Source organism: Sphingopyxis alaskensis RB2256 (genome assembly GCF_000013985.1).
Lineage (GTDB): Bacteria > Pseudomonadota > Alphaproteobacteria > Sphingomonadales > Sphingomonadaceae > Sphingopyxis > Sphingopyxis alaskensis.
On the sequence record NC_008048.1, the window covers coordinates 957,617 to 978,596 of the forward strand.

At 66.7% G+C, this 20,980-nt stretch carries 17 protein-coding genes; 9 read left to right on the forward strand and 8 right to left on the reverse strand.

Annotation, left to right across the window (positions count from 1 at the left end; genetic code table 11):
- Positions 1 to 6 precede the first annotated feature (6 nt).
- Together SALA_RS04735 and SALA_RS04740 are read left to right on the forward strand one after the other, a co-directional pair.
- Entirely contained in the window at positions 7 to 651 is a 645-nt protein-coding gene (locus tag SALA_RS04735; protein WP_011541245.1) for a DUF4893 domain-containing protein, read from the forward strand.
- Between the two features lie 17 nt (positions 652 to 668).
- Entirely contained in the window at positions 669 to 1,982 is a 1,314-nt protein-coding gene (locus SALA_RS04740) for an amidohydrolase (RefSeq protein ID WP_041383703.1), read from the forward strand.
- Positions 1,983 to 2,064: 82 nt separating this feature from the next.
- Here SALA_RS04740 and SALA_RS04745 read toward each other — a convergent pair whose 3' ends face one another.
- A complete protein-coding gene (locus SALA_RS04745) occupies positions 2,065 to 2,838 on the reverse strand; it encodes a crotonase/enoyl-CoA hydratase family protein (RefSeq protein WP_011541247.1) in 774 nt (257 codons plus the stop codon).
- A 236-nt stretch (positions 2,839 to 3,074) separates the two neighbouring features.
- Here SALA_RS04745 and SALA_RS04750 point away from each other — a divergent pair, with 236 nt between their 5' ends.
- Both SALA_RS04750 and SALA_RS04755 read left to right on the forward strand, forming a co-directional pair.
- Entirely contained in the window at positions 3,075 to 3,257 is a 183-nt protein-coding gene (locus tag SALA_RS04750) for a hypothetical protein (RefSeq protein ID WP_041383095.1), read from the forward strand.
- Between the two features lie 72 nt (positions 3,258 to 3,329).
- Complete coding sequence (locus SALA_RS04755; RefSeq protein WP_011541248.1) at positions 3,330 to 4,316, forward strand: TerC family protein; 987 nt, start codon at positions 3,330 to 3,332, stop codon at positions 4,314 to 4,316.
- 147 nt (positions 4,317 to 4,463) lie between these two features.
- On the opposite strand, the gene SALA_RS04760 is transcribed toward SALA_RS04755, so the two are convergent.
- Positions 4,464 to 6,056 (reverse strand): isocitrate lyase, encoded by a 1,593-nt coding sequence (locus SALA_RS04760; protein ID WP_011541249.1) that lies wholly within the window; start codon positions 6,054 to 6,056, stop codon positions 4,464 to 4,466.
- Positions 6,057 to 6,195: 139 nt separating this feature from the next.
- Here SALA_RS04760 and SALA_RS04765 point away from each other — a divergent pair, with 139 nt between their 5' ends.
- Positions 6,196 to 7,584 carry a helix-turn-helix domain-containing protein gene (locus SALA_RS04765; protein ID WP_011541250.1) on the forward strand — a complete coding sequence of 463 codons (1,389 nt, stop codon included), beginning with the start codon at positions 6,196 to 6,198 and terminating at the stop codon, positions 7,582 to 7,584.
- 37 nt (positions 7,585 to 7,621) lie between these two features.
- On the opposite strand, the gene SALA_RS04770 is transcribed toward SALA_RS04765, so the two are convergent.
- From SALA_RS04770 to SALA_RS04785, 4 genes are all read right to left on the reverse strand, one after another.
- Positions 7,622 to 8,647, reverse strand: a complete 1,026-nt coding sequence (locus tag SALA_RS04770) for a hypothetical protein (protein ID WP_011541251.1) — start codon at positions 8,645 to 8,647, stop codon at positions 7,622 to 7,624.
- A 203-nt stretch (positions 8,648 to 8,850) separates the two neighbouring features.
- Complete coding sequence (locus SALA_RS04775) at positions 8,851 to 10,194, reverse strand: PepSY-associated TM helix domain-containing protein (protein ID WP_041383096.1); 1,344 nt, start codon at positions 10,192 to 10,194, stop codon at positions 8,851 to 8,853.
- Positions 10,191 to 10,787, reverse strand: coding sequence for a hypothetical protein (locus tag SALA_RS17070; RefSeq protein ID WP_041383097.1), 597 nt, complete (start codon positions 10,785 to 10,787; stop codon positions 10,191 to 10,193). The genes SALA_RS04775 and SALA_RS17070 overlap by 4 nt, the downstream gene beginning before the upstream one ends.
- A complete protein-coding gene (locus SALA_RS04785; RefSeq protein ID WP_041383704.1) occupies positions 10,784 to 12,814 on the reverse strand; it encodes a TonB-dependent siderophore receptor in 2,031 nt (676 codons plus the stop codon). The genes SALA_RS17070 and SALA_RS04785 overlap by 4 nt, the downstream gene beginning before the upstream one ends.
- Before the next feature lie 188 nt (positions 12,815 to 13,002).
- Here SALA_RS04785 and SALA_RS04790 point away from each other — a divergent pair, with 188 nt between their 5' ends.
- The 4 genes from SALA_RS04790 to SALA_RS04805 are packed head-to-tail and all read left to right on the forward strand — an operon-like array spanning position 13,003 to position 19,728.
- The gene (locus tag SALA_RS04790) at positions 13,003 to 14,391 is read left to right on the forward strand and encodes a TIGR03013 family XrtA/PEP-CTERM system glycosyltransferase (RefSeq protein WP_011541254.1); all 1,389 of its coding nucleotides are present in this window, start codon (positions 13,003 to 13,005) and stop codon (positions 14,389 to 14,391) included.
- Positions 14,392 to 14,401: 10 nt separating this feature from the next.
- Entirely contained in the window at positions 14,402 to 16,513 is a 2,112-nt protein-coding gene (gene prsK / locus SALA_RS04795; protein ID WP_153802767.1) for an XrtA/PEP-CTERM system histidine kinase PrsK, read from the forward strand.
- Positions 16,510 to 17,886: a PEP-CTERM-box response regulator transcription factor gene (prsR, locus tag SALA_RS04800; RefSeq protein ID WP_011541256.1), complete on the forward strand. Its 1,377-nt coding sequence runs from the start codon at positions 16,510 to 16,512 to the stop codon at positions 17,884 to 17,886. Before prsK ends, prsR begins: the two co-directional genes overlap by 4 nt.
- A complete protein-coding gene (locus tag SALA_RS04805; RefSeq protein WP_011541257.1) occupies positions 17,887 to 19,728 on the forward strand; it encodes a tetratricopeptide repeat protein in 1,842 nt (613 codons plus the stop codon).
- A gap of 160 nt (positions 19,729 to 19,888) precedes the next feature.
- On the opposite strand, the gene SALA_RS04810 is transcribed toward SALA_RS04805, so the two are convergent.
- Entirely contained in the window at positions 19,889 to 20,236 is a 348-nt protein-coding gene (locus tag SALA_RS04810; RefSeq protein ID WP_011541258.1) for a GntR family transcriptional regulator, read from the reverse strand.
- Positions 20,237 to 20,307: 71 nt separating this feature from the next.
- Positions 20,308 to 20,889: a nitroreductase family protein gene (locus SALA_RS04815; protein WP_011541259.1), complete on the reverse strand. Its 582-nt coding sequence runs from the start codon at positions 20,887 to 20,889 to the stop codon at positions 20,308 to 20,310.
- Positions 20,890 to 20,980 lie beyond the last annotated feature (91 nt).

Consider the following 20,980-nt stretch of genomic DNA (forward strand, 5'->3'; position numbering starts at 1 on the left):
AGAATCATGGGTCGCACCATCTGGGTTTTGGCGGTGGCGCTCGGCGTCACCCTGGGCGCGTGCCGGGCCGTGGTGCCCGCTATACCGCCATCGGCGGGTGATGCAGCGGAGGCGGGCGGAACGTGGCGCGCGACGGCGACCGATGCCGACAAGCAACGAATTCGCGACTGGTACGGCAGCTGGCAGGCCGCGCTCGCCGATGCGCGTGCGAAGGGACACGGCGCCGAAATCGACGATGAGGGGGCGTTGCTCCAGCCAATGGCCGCGCTGCCCAACGCGCACCTGCCGGCGGGCGACTATCGTTGCCGGACGATCAAGATCGGCGCGAAGGGGCGCGACGGGCTGGGCTTTATCGCCTATGGCTGGTTCCGCTGCCGCGTCACGGCCGAGCAAGGGCTATCGAGTCTCACCAAGCTGACCGGGTCGCAGCGTCCCGTCGGACTGATCTTTCCCGACAATCTGAGGCGTCAGATTTTCCTCGGCACGCTTGAGCTTGGCGATGAAAAAATGGCGATCAATTACGGCAGCGACCGGATGCGCGACATGGCGGGGCTGATCGAGCGGATCGGCGACAATCGCTGGCGGCTGGTGCTGCCCGCGCCGGCTTATGAATCGCTGCTCGACGTGATCGAGCTGGTTCCGGCAAATTGATGGAGGAGAGAGGGATGATGCGCGCTTTCTGGATGGGCGCGGCGGCGCTGGCGCTGGCGGTGCCGGCATCGGCACAGACGCTGCGCGGCGAGGTGCAGGCGCAGATGCCGTCGCTGATGGCGATTTATGACGATCTGCACGCCAATCCCGAACTCAGCTTCATGGAGGTGCGCTCCGCGGGGATATTGGCGGCCGAGGCGCGCAAGCTGGGGTTCGAGGTCACCGAAAAGGTTGGCGGCACCGGCGTCGTTGCGGTGATGAAGAACGGGCCCGGTCCGATCGTGATGGTGCGTGCCGACATGGACGCGCTGCCAGTTACCGAACAGACGGGGCTGCCTGGGGCGTCGAAGGTGCGCGTCACCACCGCCGAGGGCGTCGAAACGGGCGTGATGCACGCCTGCGGTCACGACACGCACATGGCCGCCTGGGTCGGCGTGGCGCGGTTGATGGCGGCGAACAAGGATAAATGGTCGGGCACGCTGGTGATGATCGGCCAGCCCGCCGAGGAACGTGGTGCCGGCGCCCGGATGATGCTTGAGGACGGGCTGTATACGCGCTTCCCGAAGCCCGAATATGTGCTGGCGTTCCACGATGCGGCACAGTTTCCCGCGGGCATGATCGGCTATGCGCCGGGCTATGCGCTCGCCAATGTCGACAGCGTCGACATCCTTGTGAAGGGCGTCGGCGGCCATGGCGCCTATCCGCAGACGACAAAGGATCCGATCGTGCTGGCGAGCCGCATTGTCGGCGCGCTGCAAACGCTGGTGTCGCGCGAGATCAGCCCGCTCGACAGCGCGGTGGTGACGGTCGGCAGCTTTCACGCTGGCGCCAAACACAACATCATTTCGGACGAGGCACGGCTCCAGCTGACGGTGCGCAGCTATACCGACGCGGTGCGCGATCATCTGCTGGACGGCATCGCCCGCATCGCCAAGGGTGAGGCGATCGCGGCGGGAATGCCCGAGGACCGGATGCCCGTGGTGACGGTGCAGAAGGACGAATATACGCCGGCCACCTTCAACACGCCCGAGTTCACCGAAGACATGGCGACCTTTCTGAAGACCAGCTTCGGCGAAACGCGCGTCGTCAAGGTTCCGCCCGTGATGGGGGGTGAGGATTTCGGCCGCTTCGCGCGCGCGGACAAGGATATAAAGAGCCTGATCATCTGGGTCGGCGGCGTCCCGCAGGCCGAATTTGATGCGGCGAAGAAGGAAGGGCGGACGCTGCCCAGCCTCCACTCGCCCTTCTGGGCGCCCGACGCGCCAGCGGTGATTTCGACCGCGACCGAGGCGCTGACCGCGATGGCGATGAAGCTGATGGGGCAGCGATAGACTGGGGGCTGGTTTCGTCCGGAAGCTGCCGCTCCGCCCCGGCACGGAGGAGCAATCGAAGCGCGGTGGAGGGGTCCTGACCCTAGCAGTCAGTCTCCCTTAAAGGCGCAAAACTGCCTCCGCGGCCTGCACCTTCGGTAAATCGCCTCGCGCCCGCCGCTGCCCCCTCGCGGAGCGGGATGACCCCTGCGCGGGCTTCGTGCGCCAGTGCGCCTTCGATGTCGAAGTCCCACTGGCGATAGGCGCTCAATCGGTCGCTGTTCATGCAGATTTGCGGGAAGGCAGCGACATGTTTCGCGAGATCGATCGCGGCGCTCAGCGCGTCGCCGTCGGGAACGACCCGGTCGGCAAGGCCGATGCGCTGCGCTTCGTCGGCGGCCACCGGCCGACCGGTGAGGATCATGTCGAGCGCGCGCCCCTGCCCAACGATGCGCGGAAGGCGGACGGTGCCGCCATCGATCAGCGGGACGCCCCAGCGGCGGCAATAGACGCCGAAAACGGCACCAGCGGCAGCGACGCGCAGGTCGCACCAGAGCGCGAGTTCGAGCCCACCTGCCACCGCATGGCCCTCGATCGCGGCGATCACGGGTTTGTCCATCAACATTCGCGTCGGGCCCATGGGACCTGGTCCGTCGGGATCGTGGCGGCTGGCGCCGACCGCGCCAAGGTCGAAACCTGCGCAGAAATGGCCCGCACTACCCGTCAGGATCGCGACCTTTGCCGCCTCGTCGGCGGCAAAGGCGGTGAAGGCGTCCCTTAGTGCCTCGGCGGTCGTCGGATCGACTGCGTTGCGTTTGTTCGGCCGGTCGATGGTGACGATGGTGACGGGCCCATCCTTTGCGATTGCAACGCTCATCGGTCATCCTCCTGTTCATCGGCAGCGTGGCGCTTGGCGGGGGGACTTGCAAGCCGGGCGCCGGACTCCTAGATAAAGGGGGTGCGGGCCGGGCCCCTCTGGCGTCGGCGGGATTTACCCGCTGCGTGATGTCGGACCGCATCGGGTGACACCGATGCTTGCGGCCCTACCTCCCCCCTGTTCAGGGCTCGGCATCGGCGTCACCTGCTTGATGATCAATCAGGAGGCCCTTTTCGATGCGTTTTCATCGTAATTTCTATCGTTTGACCCAGCTGCATCGCCAGCTCGACGAAGCCGAACGCCGCGAGGCGCGGTGGCACGGCGTCGATCCATTCCGGCTATTGCGGCTCAGGACGCTGAAGTTCGCTGTCAAGCGGCGGCTCGCTGCGCTCGTCACGCGCCCCGTGCCCGCCCGCTAAACCGCCCGACCATCGACAGCCTCGTGCGCCGCCCAACGGTGGCGCGCGCGGCCTATCCAGGGAATCACCATCATGGAGTTTCTGTTCGCCGACTGGCTGGGCACCCCGGCCTGGTTCTGGCTGGCCTTTATCGCCATCGTCATCGCGCTGACCGCCTTTGACCTTGGCATTCTCAACAAGGAAAACAAGGAAATGGGGATCGGCGAGAGCCTCAAGCTCTCGGCGCTTTACATCGGCATTGCCCTCGCGTTCGGCGCGTGGGTCTGGAGCGCGAAGGGCGGCGAGGCCGGCCTCCAATATTATACCGGCTTCTTTATCGAGAAGGCGCTGTCGATCGACAATATCTTTGTCATTTCGCTGATTTTCACGACGTTCGCGATTCCGCCGCGTTACCAGTATCGCGCGCTGCTTTGGGGCATCGTCGCGGTGATCGTGCTGCGCGGGATCATGATCGCGGGCGGCGCGGCGCTGGTCAGCGAATATGGCTGGCTGCTTTATGTCTTCGCCGCCTTCCTCATCTTCACCGGCGTCAAGATGCTGTTTGCAAGCGAAAAGCCGATGGACGTTGCGGGCAATCCGGTCGTCAAATGGCTGTCGCGCCACATGCCGATCACAAACGAACTGCACGGCGAGCGCTTCTTCGTCCGCGTGCCCGACAGCAAGACGGGCAAGCTGGCGCTCGCGGCGACGCCGCTGTTCCTCGCGCTGGTCGTCATAAACCTCGCCGACCTGGTGTTCGCGGTCGACAGCGTGCCGGCGATCTTTGCGATCACCACGGACACCTTCATCGTCTATACGTCGAACATCATGGCGATCCTTGGCCTTCGCGCGCTCTACTTCGCCCTGTCGGCGATGGTGCATCGCTTCCATTATCTCAAATATGCGCTTGCGCTGGTGCTTGTGTTCATCGGGTCGAAAATCTTCGTTGCCGATTTCATCCTCGGCAGCGACAAGTTCCCGCCGCTTGTCAGTCTTGGCGTGACCGTCGCGCTGATCGCGGGCGGCATCATCTGGTCGCTCGTCAAAACGCGCGAAGAGAAGGCGGCGCTGCGCCAGTAAAAATGTCCGCCGGAAGCCTTTTCGGGCTTCCGGCGGACAGGCTTTCCTCCCCAGGAAAGCGCGGGAGGCGCGGGACGATTGTGCAAGGCGTCCCGCGCCGAGCGGGTTGGCGCGAGGGTTGCAACGGATCCCTCGCGCCGAGCTCGGTCAAGCCGCGAACTGGTTCATCGTATTGTCTTTGCCGGCGGCTTTCAGGGCCGCTTCGCCGGCGAAATACTCCTTGTGATCGTCACCGATGTCGCTTCCGCTCATATTCTGGTGCTTCACACAGGCGATGCCCTCGCGGATTTCCTTGCGCTGGACGCCCTTGACATAGCCGAGCATCGCTTCGTCGCCAAAATACTCCCTGGCGAGATTGTCGGTGCTGAGCGCGGCCGTGTGATAGGTCGGCAGCGTGATCAGGTGATGGAAGATGCCCGCCCGTTTCGCCGCGTCGCGCTGGAAGTTGCGGATGCGGTTGTCGGCTTCGCTGGAAAGTTCGCTGTCATCATATTCGGCGCTCATCAGCTTGGCGCGGTCATATGCCGACAGGTCGCGGCCCTCCTCTGCCCAGCTGTCATAGACCTGCTGGCGGAAATTGAGCGTCCAGTTGAAGCTCGGCGAGTTATTGTAGGCGAGCTTCGCATTGGGCACGACCTCGCGGATGCGGTCGACCATGCCGGCAATCTGTTCGATGTGCGGCTTTTCCGTCTCGATCCAGATCAGGTCGGCGCCATTCTGGAGCGAGGTAATGCAGTCGAGCACGCAGCGGTCCTCGCCGGTTCCGGGACGGAACTGATAAAGGTTGGAGGGCAGGCGCTTTGGGCGCATCAGCTTGCCGTTGCGGTTAATGAGGACATCGCCGGGGTTGCCCGCGCCCGGAACCTCTTCGCAATCGAGGAAGCTGTTATACTGGTCGCCAAGATCGCCGGGCTGTTTCGAATAGGCGATCTGCTTGGTCAGGCCCGCGCCGAGGCTGTCGGTGCGCGCGACGATGATGCCGTCCTCGACCCCCAGTTCCATGAAGGCGTAGCGAATGGCGCGGATCTTCTGAAGAAAATCTTCATGCGGAACCGTGACCTTGCCGTCCTGGTGACCGCACTGCTTTTCGTCGGAAACCTGGTTCTCGACCTGGAGCGCGCAGGCGCCGGCCTCGATCATCTTCTTGGCGAGCAGGTAGGTCGCCTCGGCATTGCCGAAGCCTGCGTCGATGTCGGCGATGATCGGCACGACGTGCGTTTCGTGATTGTCGATCGCGGCCTGCACCTGCTTGGCCTTGAGTTCGTCGCCCTCGGCGCGCGCGGCGTCGAGGTCGCGGAAGAGCATCCCCAGTTCGCGGGCGTCGGCCTGACGCAGGAAGGTGTAGATTTCCTCGATCAGCGCCGGAACGCTGGTCTTTTCGTGCATCGACTGGTCGGGGAGCGGGCCGAACTCGCTGCGCAGCGCGGCGATCATCCAGCCCGACAGATAGATGTAGCGGCGCTTGGTCGTGCCGAAATGCTTCTTGATCGCGATCATCTTCTGCTGCGCGATGAAGCCGTGCCAGCAGCCGAGCGACTGGGTGTAGTTGGCGGGATCGGCGTCGTAGGCGGCCATGTCGGCGCGCATGATGCGCGCGGTGTAGCGGGCGATGTCGAGGCCGGTCCTGAACCTGTTCTGGGCGCGCATCCGGGCGACGCTTTCGCCGCTGATGGCATCCCATGCGCCGTCATGGTCGCGGATGAGGCGGCCGGCCTGCGCCATGTCTTCCTGATAACCCATCGTCTTTGTCCTTGTGCGGAGGTGATGGGTGGATGTTGGCGAAGGTGTCGCGGAAAGGGAAAAGATTTGTCAATAATATTTGTGAAATACCGCCGATAGGTGTAAATCAGCGTGTAAATTAGTAAAGAAAGTTACAAAGATGATCGAGCGGCGGGTGTTTGCGGGGCCGGCGGTGCGGCGGGCGCGGCGCGCGGCGGGGATGACCCAGGCCGCGATGGCCGACGCGCTGGACATATCGCCGAGCTACCTCAACCTGATCGAGAACGGCCAGCGCCCGCTGTCGGCCACAGTCCTGGTAAAGCTGGCCGAACGCTTTGCGTTCGACGCCGCGACCTTGGGCGGCGAGGCGGTGGCGGGGGGCGCGGCGGGGCTCAAACGGCGGATCGCCGACCCGCGCTTCGCCGACCTGGGCATCGGCGCCGACGAGGTCGAGGCGTGGCTCCAGACCGCGCCCGCGACCGCCGCGGCCTTCGCGCGACTGTTCGACGCGGCCCCCGAGGCGGCGGCGGAAGGTGACGGCGACGCACCCGAAGTGGCCGCGGTGCGCCGCGCGATCGAAAAATGGCGCAACCATTTCGCCGACCTCGACGCCCGCGCCGAGGAACTGGCCGACGAGTTGCGGCTCGCGGGGGGCGACCTCTATGGCACGATTTCGGAGCGTTTGCGCACGCGCCACCAGCTCGGCATCCGCATCCTGCCCAGCGACGTGATGCCCGACCGCCTCCGCTGGCTCGACTGGCACGCGCGGCAACTGATGCTGAGCGAACTTCTACGCCCCGCCTCGCGGACCTTTCAGGCGGCGGCGACGCTGGCGCAGATCGAGGCGAAGGGCGAGATCGACGCGCTGGTCGCGGGCGCCGAATTCGCCGAAGCCGCCGCGGCGCGGCTGTTCGAGCGGCACCTGATCCATTATTTCGCGGCGGCGCTGATGATGCCTTACGGCCGTTTCCTGCGCGCCTGCGATGCGACGGGATATGATCTGCTGCTGCTCCAGCGGCGCTTTGGCGCGGGTTTCGAGCAGGTCGCGCACCGGCTGACGACGCTCCAGCGCGTCGGCGCGCGCGGGCTGCCCTTCTTCATGCTGCGTATCGACCGCGCGGGGCAGGGGAGCAAGCGCTACGCCGGGGCGAGCCAGTCGCCGCTGACCGACGGTGACGCGCGCTGCCCGTTGTGGGGAATCCACGAAGCGTTCGCGCGGCCGGGCGAGGTGATCGCCGATCTGGTCGAGCTGGAGGACGGGACGCGCTGGTTCACGCAAAGCCGCAGCGTCGCCGCCCCCGGCGCGACCGGGAGCGGCACGCCCGCGCGCTTCGCGGTATGCGTCGGCGTCGATGCCAAGGTCGCGGCGCCCTTGATCGCCGCGCGCGGCATCGACCTGATGCGATCGCCCGCAACCCCTATCGGTCTGGGATGTCGCCGCTGCACGCGCACCGGATGCGTGCAGCGGTCAATGCCGCCACGCGGCCGCCCGCTGCGGTTCCGCGACGGCGAGCGCGGGGTGAGCGCGTTCGATTTCGCCGGGGATTGAGGCACGAGAATCCCTTGGGACCGCCGAATCTTAACGATCAAAGCCCTTCGGGCGCGGCGGCCGGTTGGCTGGCGCGCGCCTTGCGTGCCGCGATCTCGGCGCGGAGCCTTTGCTCGCTTTGCGCGCTCTGTATCACCTCCGGGAGCCATTCGGCGCGGAACTCGAGCCGCATGCCGCTTTCCAGCACCTGAAACTCGAGCACTTGCGAAAAGGGATGGCCCTTGCGCCGCGCATTGAGCGCCGAAAACAGCCGCTGACCGGCGGCATCGCCCGCGAACACCGCCGCGCATTCGCGCGACGGTTCCCTGGCGACGTCGCGGCGCATTTCCGACAGGCAGTAGCTGCGGCTCGCCTTGATCGGGTGCTGACGATCCATCTCGAACGTCTCGCGATCGTCGACGTCGGCTTCATATCCCTTGGGCACTGGCGCCTGAACATAATAAAAGGCCATGACATTGCCCGGTTTCCGATTGGCCTTGCTCGGCTCGCCCAGCCGCTTTTCCAGCGTGGCGGCATAGGCGCGGGGATCGACGCTGGGGTCGAAACCGCGGCGGTAGTGGACCGAGAACAGGCGCTGGACGCCATTCGCATCGACATAGAACCAGGGTGCGATGGTTTCGGTGTTGCGCGGGCGCAAGTGGCTCGGCGTTTCGATGTCGACGCCGTCGGGCATCCGGAACCAGTTATAATTCATTTCCTGCCGCGTGCCGGGCGATTTGTCGGCGCGCGGCCCCAGTCCCAGGTCAAGCGAGCGGCCGCGCACGCGGGGGTCGCCCCGGTCGGCATAGTCGCTGGGGATGGCAAACCCCTGTTCGGTCAGGACGGCGCGCACCTCGTCGATCGTCATGTCGAACTTGAGCCCGAAAACGCTCATGTCCATCGCTTCGGCAACGCTGTAAAGACGGGCGTCGAACTTGCTGTCCGGCACCTCGTCGGGGGTTGCCTTGGCCGCCGCCGTGGACCCGCCCTTGTCACCGGCCCCGGCATCGGCGGCCGTGTCGCCGCCCGATCCGCATCCCGCGAGACCAACCGCCAAAAGACCAAACATCATTGCCTTGCGCATCGAGCCCCCCCTTATCAAATTGTCTGGATAGGGGCATGTTGGCCGCTGTATCCGCTGGGGGTCAACCCTAAACTGGCCTATTTCGGCCATTTTTCCTTTCGGTGTGATGCGGGCGGAGGGCACGGGGTTCGTCGCGCCGGGGATTTGCTGCGCGTTTGGACTATGGGGCGGGCTGCGAGCGCGGCTTTATACAGCACGCCGCCCTACACGACGGACCAGCTTGCCAGCGCCAGCGCGAGCGATCCGCACAGCAGATATTGCAGCAGCCGTTTGGGGCGCCTTGCCGCGAAGGCGATCGCGAGCAACGGGATTGCGATTGTCAGCGTCCAGAAGATCGCGATCAGCGGCGCGCCGTTGCCGATGAGGAGCCGCGCGAGGAAGGTGAGGGTGAGGGCAAGCGGGACGCCCCAGATGACGCCGTCCCAGCCCGCGCGCAGCCGCGGCTCGTGGAGGCCGCGCCGCTGCCTTTTGCCGAGCCAGATCGAGGTGCCCGTGGCGACGACGATGGTGAGTGCGAGGCCGAAGACGATATAGGCGAGCTTGACCGGGAGGCCGCCGTAATTGCCGAAATGCAGGTTGTAGGTCGAGGCGGCGAGCTGTTGCCCCATATGCCCGTCGGACAGGCCGACCTTGCCATGATAGCCGCCGTCGGCGCCGAACTGATAGGTTTCGCCGTAGATCAGGCGGCGCGGATGTTCGGCGATGAGCTGGATATGCTGGCCGCGCGTCTGTGGATCGTGGAGGATGACGTAGGTCGGGCGCACTTCGGGGTGGTTCCTGGCGAGCCAGGCGAGCGGCGCGGCGACATTGGCGAGCGGCGCGGGGCGGGCGTCGGCGCCATGTTCCTCGCCGAAGATCGGCGCATAGGCGGCCTCGACGTCATTGTTGTAGAAGGCGGCGGCGAGGCCATGGGCGCCGACGACGCCAAGCCCGATCATCGCGCCGGTCAGCGCGATCGCGAGCGAAAAGGGCAGGGTCCAGACGCTCAGCCGGTTGTGCCAGTCGGCGAGGCCGACGCCATGATTGTCGCGCGCGCGGAGGCGAAAGGCGTCGCGGAAGATGCGCGGGTGCGCGACGATGCCCGACAGCGTGAGCGCGAGGATCATCACGCCGAAGATGCCGACGATCGTCATGCCGACAAGGCCCGGAATGTTGAGCGAATAATGGGCGTGGAGCAGAAACTCCGACCAGGCATTCTCCTCGGGCATGGCGATCCTGCCATCGGCGTCGATGTGCACCGCCTGATGGTCGGTGGTGATCGTCGTGCGCGGCAGGCCGCCGACCGGCATATGGACATAGAGGTGCGTCGTGGCGGGCTTGCCCTTTTCGCTCGCGAGCACCGCGGCGACGGCGCGCTGCACCGCGTCGGGGGCGATCGCCGCCATTTCGGGGGCATTCGGCTGTTCGATGCGCTGCCATTCCTGATAGAAAACAACGACGGTGCCGGTGAGGCAGATGAGATAGAGCAGCGCCGAGGCAAGCAGGCCGATCGCGGCGTGGCCCGACAACGCACGCTGCACTGCGTCCTTGGAAAAAGCGAGGGTCACAGGGCGCCTCCGACGAAAATCAGGCCGAGCCCGGCGGCGGCGGGAAAGGCGAGCAGCGTGTATTGCGAACGCCGGCGCGGCAGCATGAGCAGCCAGAAGGCGAGGATGCCCCAGAGGAGGGGCAGGAGGAGCAGCGCCATCGCATTGCCGTCGGCGTCGCTCCACCCCGCCATCCCCGCGAACGCGCGCGCGCCGAGCGCGGCGAGCAGCGCCGCCGCAAAGGCAAGCGGAACGGTGAGGAGGAAGGTGAGCAGGCGGCGACCCAATGCACGCGGCTCGCCCTTTTCGGGGAGCATATGCGCCTTGCGGTCCGACGCGCGGCCCTTGCCCCTGGGCGCGGTCCAGCCGGCATGGGCGAGGAGCAGCGCGGCGGCGGCCATGCCGCAGAGCGACGCGACCGCGAGCCCCCACGCGCCATCGCCCGCGAGCGCGAGCGCCGGGCCGACGAGCATCAGCGCCCAGCCGACGCCGTTCGCCGCCGCCGAGCGGCGCGGCAGGCTCCACGCGCGGCGCAGTTGCAGCACCGCGGCGACGACCGTCGCGGCGCCCGCCAAAGTCAGGAGGGGCCAGACCAGAGGCGCGGTCTCGCTCATCGGAAGCGGTAACCGACGGTCGCCATCACATTGCGCGGCGCGCCCATGAAACAGTCGCCCCGCGCGAGGCAGGAGGCGAAATATCTGTTATCCAGCAGGTTCGTCGCATTGATCGCCAAGCGCCAGTTGTTCCAGCTGACCTCGGCGAGCGCATCGACGGTGGTGTTGCTGGGGGTGACCAGCGACCAGGCAGGGCCCGTCGAGCGGCGCTTGCCGGTGTAGACGACCCCGGCGCCGAGCCGCAGCTGTGCCTCACCCGTCAGCCCAAAGGTCTTGGTCGACCAGATCGAGGCGATGTGGCGCGGCAGATAGTCGAGGTCGGTGTTCACCTCCGACTTCAGCTTGTTATAGCCATAGTTGACGAGCAGGTCGAAATTGCCGGGCAGGCTGTGGCTTGCCTCGACCTCGATGCCCCTGGTGGTGAGTTCGCCCGACTGGGTGATCGACTGGCCCTCGCCGTAAATGACGCGGTTGCGTTCCTTGACGCGGAAGCCGGTGACGGTGACGAGGGTGCCGGGGCCGGGTTGCCATTTCACCCCCGCCTCGAACTGCGTGCCGGTCTGCGGCCTGAACGGGTCGCCGAGGTTGCCGTCGACGTCGCTGAGCGACCCCGCGATCGGCAGGAAACTCTCGGTATAGCTGAAGAAGGGCGAGAAGCCCGCGCCGACGTCGCCGATGATGCCCGCGCGGAAGGTGGTGGCATTGTCCTTTTGCCCCGACGAGCCGGTCACGCGGTCGCGCCGCGCGCCGAGCACGACCGAAACGCGGTCGAAGAAGCGGATCTGATCCTGGACATAGACACCGAGCTGTTTCTGCGATTCCCTGAAAAAGGGTCCGCTCGGATCGTAGGTGAGCAGCGCGTCATAGTCGATGTCGTAAAGGTCGATGGTCTCCAGCCCGCCGGCGTAACGCTTGCCCACCCTGTTCCAGCTGTAATCGAGGCCGACGAGCAGCTTGTGCTCGACGTGCGCGCCGGTGTTGAAATGGAACTGGAGATTATTGTCGGTCGAAAAGACGTTCATCCGCGCGTCGCTGGCATCGGCATAAAGGCCGATGGTGCGGCGGTCGGCGGCGAAGGGATCGGTGGGGTTCGAATAGCTGTTCGTATAATGGGTGAAATACTCAAGGTCGCTGTCGATATAGCGCGCCTTGAGGCTGAGCCGCACCGCGTCCGAAAAATCGTGGGCGACGCTCGCCATGCCCTGGAGCGAGCGGCCGGCGTAGCGGTCCCAGCCGGGTTTGCCGACGAAAGTGTAGCGGTCGAGCGTCCCCGGCGCGCCCGGGTTGGGGCGGAAGGTGCCGATGATCGGCAGGAACTGCGACGTCGAGCCGGTGTCGTCCTCCTGATAGAGGCCGGTGAGGGTGACGTCGGTGTCGGCGGTCGGCTGCCAGCGGAGCGAGGGGGCGAACATCACGCGGTCGTCGGGGACGTGCTTCACATAGGTGTCGGCGTCGCGCGCGCGACCGACCGCACGGACAGCAAAGCTGTCGGACAGCGCGAGATTGACGTCGGCGAGCACTTCCTTGCGGTCGTAGCTGCCATAGACGAGGTTGATTTCGCCCTGCGTTTCAAAGCCGGGGCTTTTCGACACAAGGTTGACGAGGCCGCCGATCGACCCCTGGCCGAACAGCACCGACGCCGGGCCGCGCACAATCTCGACGCGGTCGAAATTATAGGGGTCCGAGGTGATGCTGGCGTAGAAGGAAAAAATGTCGCGCATCCCGTCGCGGAATTGCAGCGCGTCGATGCCGCGCACGTTGAAGCCGTCGACGCGCGTGTCGCGGCCATAGGGGTTGGCGAGCACGCCCGCGGCATATTTCACCGTGTCGCTGATGCTGATCGCGCCCTGCGCCTCATATTGGTCGGCGGTGATGACCTTGACCGGCTGGGGCAGTTCGATCAGCGCGGTATCGGTCTTGGTCCCCGCATAGCCGGTGACGACGATCTGGTCCCGATCCTCGAAATCGGCCGAAGCCGCTTCGGCGGCGAAGGCGGTGCCGCTGGCCAGCGCGGTGCAGACGAGCATGGCGATACGCGCGGTGTTCACTTTGATTTTCCCCTGATAATCCGGACGAGTCGCGGTGCCGTCTAATGCGAATTAGTTGCATTAACAACAGGGGTTGCGAAAAAATCCTTTCGTGCCCGGACCTTTCCTCCTTGGGTAAGTGTAAAATTAACCGACAGTTGACGCCTCGCCTCTAGTATCGAGCCGACATGATCCGGCTGTTCAAACATTATGTCCCGCACGCGGTCGTCTGGCTCGCGCTGATCGAGTTTTGCGCGCTGCTCGGCGCGGCCGAGGGGGCGTGGCATCTTTATGCCTGGCAGGCGGGGTTCGACGCCGGGCCGCTGGGCGAGCGCGCGCTGCCCTTGCTGACCTTTGCCACCGCCAATTCACTCGCGATGATGGCAACCGGAATGTATGGTGGCGAAGGGCTGCGCTCGATGCGCTTTGCCACCGCGCGGCTGCTCGCCGCGATTTCGCTCGGCGTGATCTTTCTGTCCGTGCTGGGCTTCCTGTTGCCGACCGCGACCCTGTGGCGCGCGAACAGCCTTTACGCGATGGGGATTGCGATCGCGGCGCTGTTCCTGATCCGGCTGGCGCTCACCCAGTCGGCGGGGACCGATGCCTTTCGCCGCCGCATCCTCGTGCTTGGCGCCGGACCGCGCGCGGCCCGGCTCGCCGCGCTGGCCGCGACGCCGGGCAGCGGGCTCGACATCGTCGGCTTTGTCGCGATGAGCGCGACCGAGACCACCGTGGCGGGCGCCGTGCCGCGACAGGAGATTGCCAGTCTTTCCGACCATGTCGTCGCGCTCGGCGCGGGCGAGGTGGTGCTGGCGCTCGAGGAGCGGCGCAAGGCGTTGCCGCTCGCCGACCTGCTGCGCGTCAAGACGACGGGCGTGCATGTCAACGACATCGCGAGCTTTATCGAGCGTGAGACCGGGCGCGTCGACCTGGCGACCACCAATCCCAGCGGGCTGATCTTTTCGGACGGCTTTTCGGCGGGGCAGCGGATTTCGAAGGTCGGCAAGCGGTTGTTCGACATCGCCGCGAGCCTGATCGTGCTGGTGATCGGCCTGCCGCTGATGATCGTCGCGGGCATTGCGGTGAAGCTCGACAGCCGCGGGCCGGTTTTTTACCGCCAGCCGCGCGTCGGGCTGTTCGGCCAGCCCTATGACATCTTCAAGATCCGCTCGATGCGCACCGACGCGGAGGCCGAAGGCAAGGCGGTGTGGGCGAGCGAGAACGACCCCAGGATCACGCGCGTCGGGCGGGTCATCCGCAAGCTGCGTATCGACGAACTGCCGCAGCTCTGGTGCGTGCTGAAAGGCGACATGAGTTTCGTCGGCCCGCGTCCCGAACGGCCGAGCTTCGTCGCCGAGCTGGAAAAGGCGCTGCCCTATTATGCGGAACGGCACATGGTGAAGCCGGGGCTGACCGGCTGGGCGCAGATCAACTATCCCTATGGCGCGTCGGTCGACGATGCGCGCGTGAAGCTGGAATATGACCTCTACTACGCCAAAAATTATTCGCCCTTCCTCGACCTTCTGATCCTGCTCCAGACCGTGCGCGTCGTGCTGTGGCCCGAGGGAGCACGCTAGCGTGGCGGCAATGGACGGCCTTTCGCAGCTTTTGTCAGGCATGGCGCTCGTCGGCTTTGCCGGAGCGGCGCTGTGGCTGCTGTTGCGGCCCCGCGCGCGCATGGCGGCGTTGATGCCCGCGCCGCGCCTGCTTGCGCTGGGGGCGGCGACGACGGCGCTGTGGGCGGCGGCCATGATGCGCTTTACACCGGGTGCGCCGCAGGTGCTGGTGGTGCAGACGCTGCGCGACGCGGCGATGCTTGTCTGGCTCGGCGCGACCTTCTGGTCGGCGCGCGCGCCCATGGCGCGGTCGTTGCGACTTATCCTGCGGATGCTCGTCACTGTCTGCGTGTTGACGCTGCTGCTCGGCGTCGCGGCTTATTGGCGCGGCGGGGCGGCGGCGGGTCCGTGGATGGGATCGACGCTGACGTTCGCCGCGATGGTGGTGGCGACCGGTGGGTTGGTCATCGTCGATGCGGGGGTGCGTCAGGGCAGCGCTGGGCTGAGGATGCCGGTGATGGCGGTCGCGGGCGGCTTTGCAATGCTCTGGGCTTACCAGCTCAACGTCCAGCTGATCGGCGCGCTGACAGGCACGCGCGCATCGACGCTGATCGCGCTGCTTCCCGCGGTCGCGCTGCTGGCGCTGCCAACCTATGTCGTGGCGGCGATGGACATCGGGCGCGAGCGGATGCGGTTGTCACGTCCCGCCGCGACACGCGCGCTGACCCTGCTGGGCGCGGCCTGCTACCTGATCCTGATCGCGCTGACCGTTGCCGCCGCCCGCGCCATGGGCGGCGATTATGCGGAACTGGCGCAGGCCATCTCGCTGCTCGCGCTGTCGGGCGCGGCAGTGCTGATGCTTGCCTCGGCGCGGTCGCGCGCGTGGCTGTCGGTGATGATCTCGAAGCATTTTTTCGAGCATCGTTATGATTATCGCGCCGAATGGATGCGCTTCACCGCGACGCTGGCGCAGGGCGCCAAAGGCGACGGCGGTGAGGATGACCGCAATCTTTACCGCCGCGTCGCCAAGGCGCTCGCCGAACTGACGGGCAGCCCCGGCGCGCTGCTGATGACGCCAGCGGCCGCGGGCGGTTTTCGCATCGCCGAACAATGGTGCTGGCCGGGCGACGTGGCGGACGATGCGACGCTGTCGCTGCGGTCGGCCTTCATGCTTCAGGAAACGCAGCATATCGTCGAACTCGATGCCGAAAGGCGCGGGCAGGGTGGCCAGGATCTGGCCATCCCACAATGGTTGCTCGCCGACACGCGCGCGTGGGTGGTCGTGCCTGTGCTGCATTTCCAGCGGATGATCGCGATCGCGGTGCTGCACCGTCCCGCGGTGTCGCGCGCGCTCGACTGGGAGGATCTCGACGTGCTGCGTATCGCGGGGCAGCAGGCGGCCAGCTATATCGCCGAATCGCAGAGCCAGCGGGCGCTGTCCGAGGCGCGGCGCTTCGACGAGTTCAACCGCCGCTTTGCCTTCATCATGCACGACATCAAGAATCTGGCGAGCCAGCTCGGCCTGTTGGCGCGCAACGCCGAGCGCCACGCCGACAATCCGGCGTTCCGCGCCGACATGACGCAGACGCTGAAGATTTCGGCGGGGCGGCTGTCCGATCTGCTCGTCCGCCTGTCGCCGCGCGAGCATGCACCGACGGCCGATCCGGGGTGGGTTCCGGTCGAACCGATACTGAAAGACATCGCCGCCGAAGTACGGCCGCGCCGCGAGCTGTTCATCGGGTGCGAGGCCGGCCTTGCCGCGTGGGCCGATGCGGGCTCGGTGCGACGGATCGTCGGGCATCTCGTCGCCAATGCGATCGAGGCCTCTGCCGCGGGAATGCCGGTGCAGATCGTCGCGGTCGCCGAACAGGGACGCGTGCGGATCGACGTGATCGACCAGGGATGCGGCATGACGCGCGAGTTCATTCGCGACGAGCTGTTCAAGCCCTTTGTCTCGACCAAGGACAGCGGGTTCGGACTCGGGGCGTTCGAGGCGCTGCAGTTGGCTCAGGCGATGGGCGGCGCGATCGAGGTGGCCAGCGAAGTCGGCGAAGGAAGCAATTTCACATTGTGGCTGCCGCTCGCCGACGCGTCCAGCGCCGCGGTGGTTGACGCGCGGGCGATCAATGGGGGGCGGACATGAACGAAACGGCGGCAGCCCGTCGCAAACTGCTGGTGGTCGAGGATGATCCGGGGCTGCAGACGCAGCTCAAATGGGCCTATGAAGATTATCAGGTGTTCGTCGCGGGCGACCATGACACGGCGATCGAACTGCTGCGCGCCGAGGAACCCGATGTCGTGACGCTCGACCTGGGGTTGCCGCCCGACCCCGACGGCACGCGCGAGGGGTTCCGCACGCTGAAAACCATCGTCGAAGCGAAACCCGATACCAAGGTGATCGTCGTGTCGGGCCATGGCGAACGCGCCAGCGCATTGAACGCGATCGCCAGCGGCGCGTGGGATTTTTATCAGAAGCCGATCGACATCGACGCGCTGGGGCTGATCGTCGCGCGCGCCTTTCACGTCCGCGAACTGGAGGTCGAGAATGCGCGGCTGGCCAGCCAGGGCGCCCGCGACAATCGCGTGCTCGGTGGAATGATCACCGGCGCGCCCGAAATGCTCAAGGTGGCGCGCACGATCGAGCGCGTCGCGAACCTCGACGTATCGGTGATGCTGCTCGGAGCGAGCGGGACGGGCAAGGAACTGCTTGCGCGCGGGCTGCACGAGGCAAGCGCGCGGCGCGACGGGGCGTTCGTCGCGATCAATTGCGCCGCGATCCCCGAAAACCTGCTTGAAAGCGAATTGTTCGGGCATGAAAAAGGCGCGTTCACCGGCGCGGTCAAGACGACCGAAGGCAAGATCGAACTGGCGCACGGCGGCACGCTTTTTCTCGACGAGGTCGGCGACATTCCGCTGTCGTTGCAGGTCAAGCTGCTGCGATTCCTGCAGGAGCGGACAATCGAGCGGATCGGCGGGCGCAAGGCGATTGCGGTCGATACGCGAATCGTCTGTGCGACGCACCGCGACCTCGACGCCATGCTCGCCGCGCAAAGCTTTCGCGACGATCTTTATTACCGGCTTGCCGAAATGGTCGTGAAGATTCCGTCGCTCGCCGAACGGCCGGGCGACGCGGTGCTGCTCGCGCGGCATTTCCTTCATCAATATGCACCCGAAATGAACCCCGGCGTGCGCGGCTTTGCACCCGACGCGCTACAGGCCATCGACGAAGCCCGCTGGCCGGGCAATGTCCGCGAGCTGGAAAACCGGATCAAGCGCGCGGTCATCATGGCCGATGGCAAGCTGGTGACGCGCGGGGACCTCGACATGGCCGGCGCTGCGGAAGAGGAGGAGGATATGTGGCTCAACCTGCGCAGCGCGCGCGAGGCAGCCGACCGCGTCGCGATCCGCCGCGCGATGACACAGAGCGAGGGCAATATCTCGCACGCGGCCAAGCTGCTGGGGATCAGTCGCCCGACGCTTTACGACCTGCTCAAACAATATCGGATGCAGGGCTGAATGGGCTTTCGCCGCGTCTGGACGGGCGCGCTGCTGATCGCGGCGTCGCTTTCGGCGTGCGGCGGCGCGTCCGACACGCCGCGCGGCGAGATGGAGGCGCGCCGTGCCGCTTTGCAGCAGGCCATAGCCGACGATCCCGGGGCGATCGCCGAGCGCGTCGCTCTCGCGCGGGTGGCGATCGCGCTCGGCGATGGCGTCGGCGCCGAAGCGGCGGTGAAGGGGGCGATCGAGGCGGGGGCGAATGATGCGGCGTTGCGCCCACTGCTCGCGCGCGCCTTTGAATTGCAGGGCGACGGCGCGCGGGCGCTGGCCGCACTCGAGGCCGGGCCGGTCATCCCCGAAATGCTGGGCGAGGCGGCGTGGGTCGCGGGCGACGTTCACCTTGCGAACGGCGATCTGGCGGCGGCGCGCGAGGCCTATGACCGCGCGGTGCACGAGCTGCCGCGCAGCTCCGCGCTGTGGGTCGATGTCGCGCGCTTTCGCGACGCCAGCGCCGATATGCGCGGCGCGCGCGACGCGGTCGATTATGCGATTGAACTCGACGCGGCGAACAGCGCGGCGCTGGCGTATAAGGCCAATCTGGTGCGGAGGGCCGAAGGGCTAACCGCGGCGCTGGCGTGGTACGACCGGGCGCTTGCCGCCGATCCGGGCAATGCCGCGGCGCTGATCGATCAGGCGGCGACGCTCGGCGATCTTGGCCGCTACCGCGACATGCTGACGGCGCTGCGCCGTGCGGCGGTGCTCGTCCCGCGCGAGCCGCGGATCCATTATCTGCAAGCCGTGCTGGCGGCACGCGCGGCGAATTACCGGCTCGCGCGCAGTCTGCTCCAGCGCACGCGCGGCGCGCTCGATTCCGAGCCGGGGTTCATGCTGCTGAGCGCGGTGGTCGAGCTGGAGCTGGGCGGCGAGGCGGTGGCGGCGAGCTGGGCCGAGCGACTGCTTGCCGAACAGCCGCATAATTTCGCCGCACGGCGCCTGCTGGCGGCGGCCGAATGGGCGGGCGGCGATGCCGAGGCGGCGCTCGCGGCGCTGCGTCCGCTCGTCGCGCGGCCCGACGCCGACAGCTGGTCGCTGCTGCTCGCCGCGCGCGCGGCGGCCGAACAGGGACGCGATATCGAATCGGCCGGCTATCAGGCGCGCGCCGCGACGCTGGACCGCGGCGAGGCGGTGCCCTTTGCCGTCGATGCCGATTATGGCCTGCTGACGATGGCCGCCGACGCCGCGCCGCTCGATCCGGCGACCGTGATCCCGGCGATTTCGGCGGATATGGCGCGCGGCAACACGGCGCGCGCGATCGAGCGCGCGGTCCGGCTGCGCGATGCCAATCCGGGAGTCGCCGACGCGCATATGCTGCTCGGCGACGCGGCGCTCGCGGGCGGGCGCTACGCGCTGGCGGTCGAGGCCTATCGCGCCGCCCGCAACCTCGACGCGGGGGAGCGCACGACGTTGCGGCTCGCGAATGCGCTCTATCGCGCCGGCGACGCGGCGGGGTCGGGCGCGGCGATCATGGCGTTACGCGACCGTCAGCCGTCGAGCGTCGCCGCCGATCGGATCGCGGGCCATCTGGCGATCGAGCTTGGGCACTGGGACGCGGCGATCGCGCATTTCGAGCGCGTGGGCAGCCGGATCGGCGATCGCGACGCCGTGGTGCTGCGCGAACTCGCACGCGCGTGGGCGGCAAAGGGCGACGATGCGCGCGCGCTGGTGCTGATCGACCGCGCCTATCGGTTGCAGCCGCTGAACGCGGGCATCATGGAATTATACGCGGCGCTGCTGGAGCGGCGCGGGAAGCGCCAGGCGGCGGCGGATTTGCGCGACAAGGCGGCGCAGATCGGGCGGTAGGGGGGGCGGGGTTAAGGGTCGGTAGCGGCCTCTCTCTTACCGTCATCCCGGCGAAGGCCGGGATCTCGCCGGTGCGGTAAACTGATAGGGTGAGATCCCGGCCTTCGCCGGGATGACGAATAGGGACGGTCGGGAATCACCTTCCAACCGGCAGACCTCGTCAGGCCTCGGTCAAATCGAGCAAGGTCCGCGCGTCGAGGCCGATGCGGCGCATCTGCTGTGCGACCGGGGGCCACACATTCGTCAGGAAATCTTCGCGCATCAGGTCGCGCAGCCGATCGGTCGCCCCCTCGGCGACGAACATGCCCACGCCGCGCTTCACCGTGACCAGCCCCTCGTCCTGAAAGGTCTGATAGGCCTTGGCGACGGTGAGCGGGTTGGCGCCTTCGTCGGCGGCGAGGCTGCGCACCGAAGGCAACATGTCGCCGTCGCGAAAGGTGCCGTCGAGGATCGCGTTGGCGATCACGTCGCGCAGGCGCTGGTACACGGGTTTGGACTGATCGAGCATGGCGACTTAATGCCATAAGACAGCAGCACAGTCAAATGTCGCTTATTACGTCAACTCGCCAAACGGCGACATTAAATGTCCCAGGCGCGAACAACCTCGTCATATTCGGGCCTTGGTCGTTCGGATAGCGGGGCGTTCGCGGTGCCGAGGAAGAAATAGCCAACGATGGTGTCGCCCTCGCCCGCGCCGAACGCCGCGGCAACGTCGGGGCTGTAGGCGGCCCAGCCGGTGAGCCAGCTGCCGACGAAGCCGTGCGCGTGCGCGGCGTGGAGCAGGTTCATGCCCACCGCGCCCGCCGACATCCGTTGCTCCCACAGCGGGATTTTGGCCCCCTTCACAGGGGTGGAGAGCAGCACGAGCAGGGTGGGCGCCTGGTGCGCGAACTGATCGAGCGCGGAGAGATCCATGCCCGCGGCGCCGGGATTCTCCTTGACCCACGCTTCCTTGAGCAGCGCCGCGAAAGCCGCGCGCTGGTCGTCGGCGACGGTGACGATGCGCCAGGGGGCGAGCTTGCCATGGTCGGGGGTGCGCAGCGCAAGCTCGATGATGGCGCGGAGCTGCGCGGCGTCGGGGCCGGGCGCCACCATGTCGCGCGCCTTGCCCGAACGGCGGGTGGCGAGATGGGCGAGGAGCGAGGAGTTGTCGTTGAACATGGCGTGCCATGTGGCCTTTGGCGCGCCTCCGCGCAAGTGTTGCGAGTGATTCGCAACAGTTTTCGGCCCGATCGCGATGGTTTCGCGCGCA

What these genes read in the sequence shown, in the direction of transcription:
- SALA_RS04735 (WP_011541245.1), top strand. Translation starts at nt 7, where the DNA reads ATGGGTCGCACCATCTGGGTTTTGGCGGTGGCGCTCGGCGTCACCCTG.
- SALA_RS04740 (WP_041383703.1), top strand. Translation starts at nt 669, where the DNA reads ATGCGCGCTTTCTGGATGGGCGCGGCGGCGCTGGCGCTGGCGGTGCCG.
- SALA_RS04745 (WP_011541247.1), bottom strand. Translation starts at nt 2,838, where the DNA reads ATGAGCGTTGCAATCGCAAAGGATGGGCCCGTCACCATCGTCACCATC.
- SALA_RS04750 (WP_041383095.1), top strand. Translation starts at nt 3,075, where the DNA reads ATGCGTTTTCATCGTAATTTCTATCGTTTGACCCAGCTGCATCGCCAG.
- SALA_RS04755 (WP_011541248.1), top strand. Translation starts at nt 3,330, where the DNA reads ATGGAGTTTCTGTTCGCCGACTGGCTGGGCACCCCGGCCTGGTTCTGG.
- SALA_RS04760 (WP_011541249.1), bottom strand. Translation starts at nt 6,056, where the DNA reads ATGGGTTATCAGGAAGACATGGCGCAGGCCGGCCGCCTCATCCGCGAC.
- SALA_RS04765 (WP_011541250.1), top strand. Translation starts at nt 6,196, where the DNA reads ATGATCGAGCGGCGGGTGTTTGCGGGGCCGGCGGTGCGGCGGGCGCGG.
- SALA_RS04770 (WP_011541251.1), bottom strand. Translation starts at nt 8,647, where the DNA reads ATGCGCAAGGCAATGATGTTTGGTCTTTTGGCGGTTGGTCTCGCGGGA.
- SALA_RS17070 (WP_041383097.1), bottom strand. Translation starts at nt 10,787, where the DNA reads ATGAGCGAGACCGCGCCTCTGGTCTGGCCCCTCCTGACTTTGGCGGGC.
- SALA_RS04785 (WP_041383704.1), bottom strand. Translation starts at nt 12,814, where the DNA reads ATGCTCGTCTGCACCGCGCTGGCCAGCGGCACCGCCTTCGCCGCCGAA.
- SALA_RS04790 (WP_011541254.1), top strand. Translation starts at nt 13,003, where the DNA reads ATGATCCGGCTGTTCAAACATTATGTCCCGCACGCGGTCGTCTGGCTC.
- prsK (WP_153802767.1), top strand. Translation starts at nt 14,402, where the DNA reads ATGGACGGCCTTTCGCAGCTTTTGTCAGGCATGGCGCTCGTCGGCTTT.
- prsR (WP_011541256.1), top strand. Translation starts at nt 16,510, where the DNA reads ATGAACGAAACGGCGGCAGCCCGTCGCAAACTGCTGGTGGTCGAGGAT.
- SALA_RS04805 (WP_011541257.1), top strand. Translation starts at nt 17,887, where the DNA reads ATGGGCTTTCGCCGCGTCTGGACGGGCGCGCTGCTGATCGCGGCGTCG.
- SALA_RS04810 (WP_011541258.1), bottom strand. Translation starts at nt 20,236, where the DNA reads ATGCTCGATCAGTCCAAACCCGTGTACCAGCGCCTGCGCGACGTGATC.
- SALA_RS04815 (WP_011541259.1), bottom strand. Translation starts at nt 20,889, where the DNA reads ATGTTCAACGACAACTCCTCGCTCCTCGCCCATCTCGCCACCCGCCGT.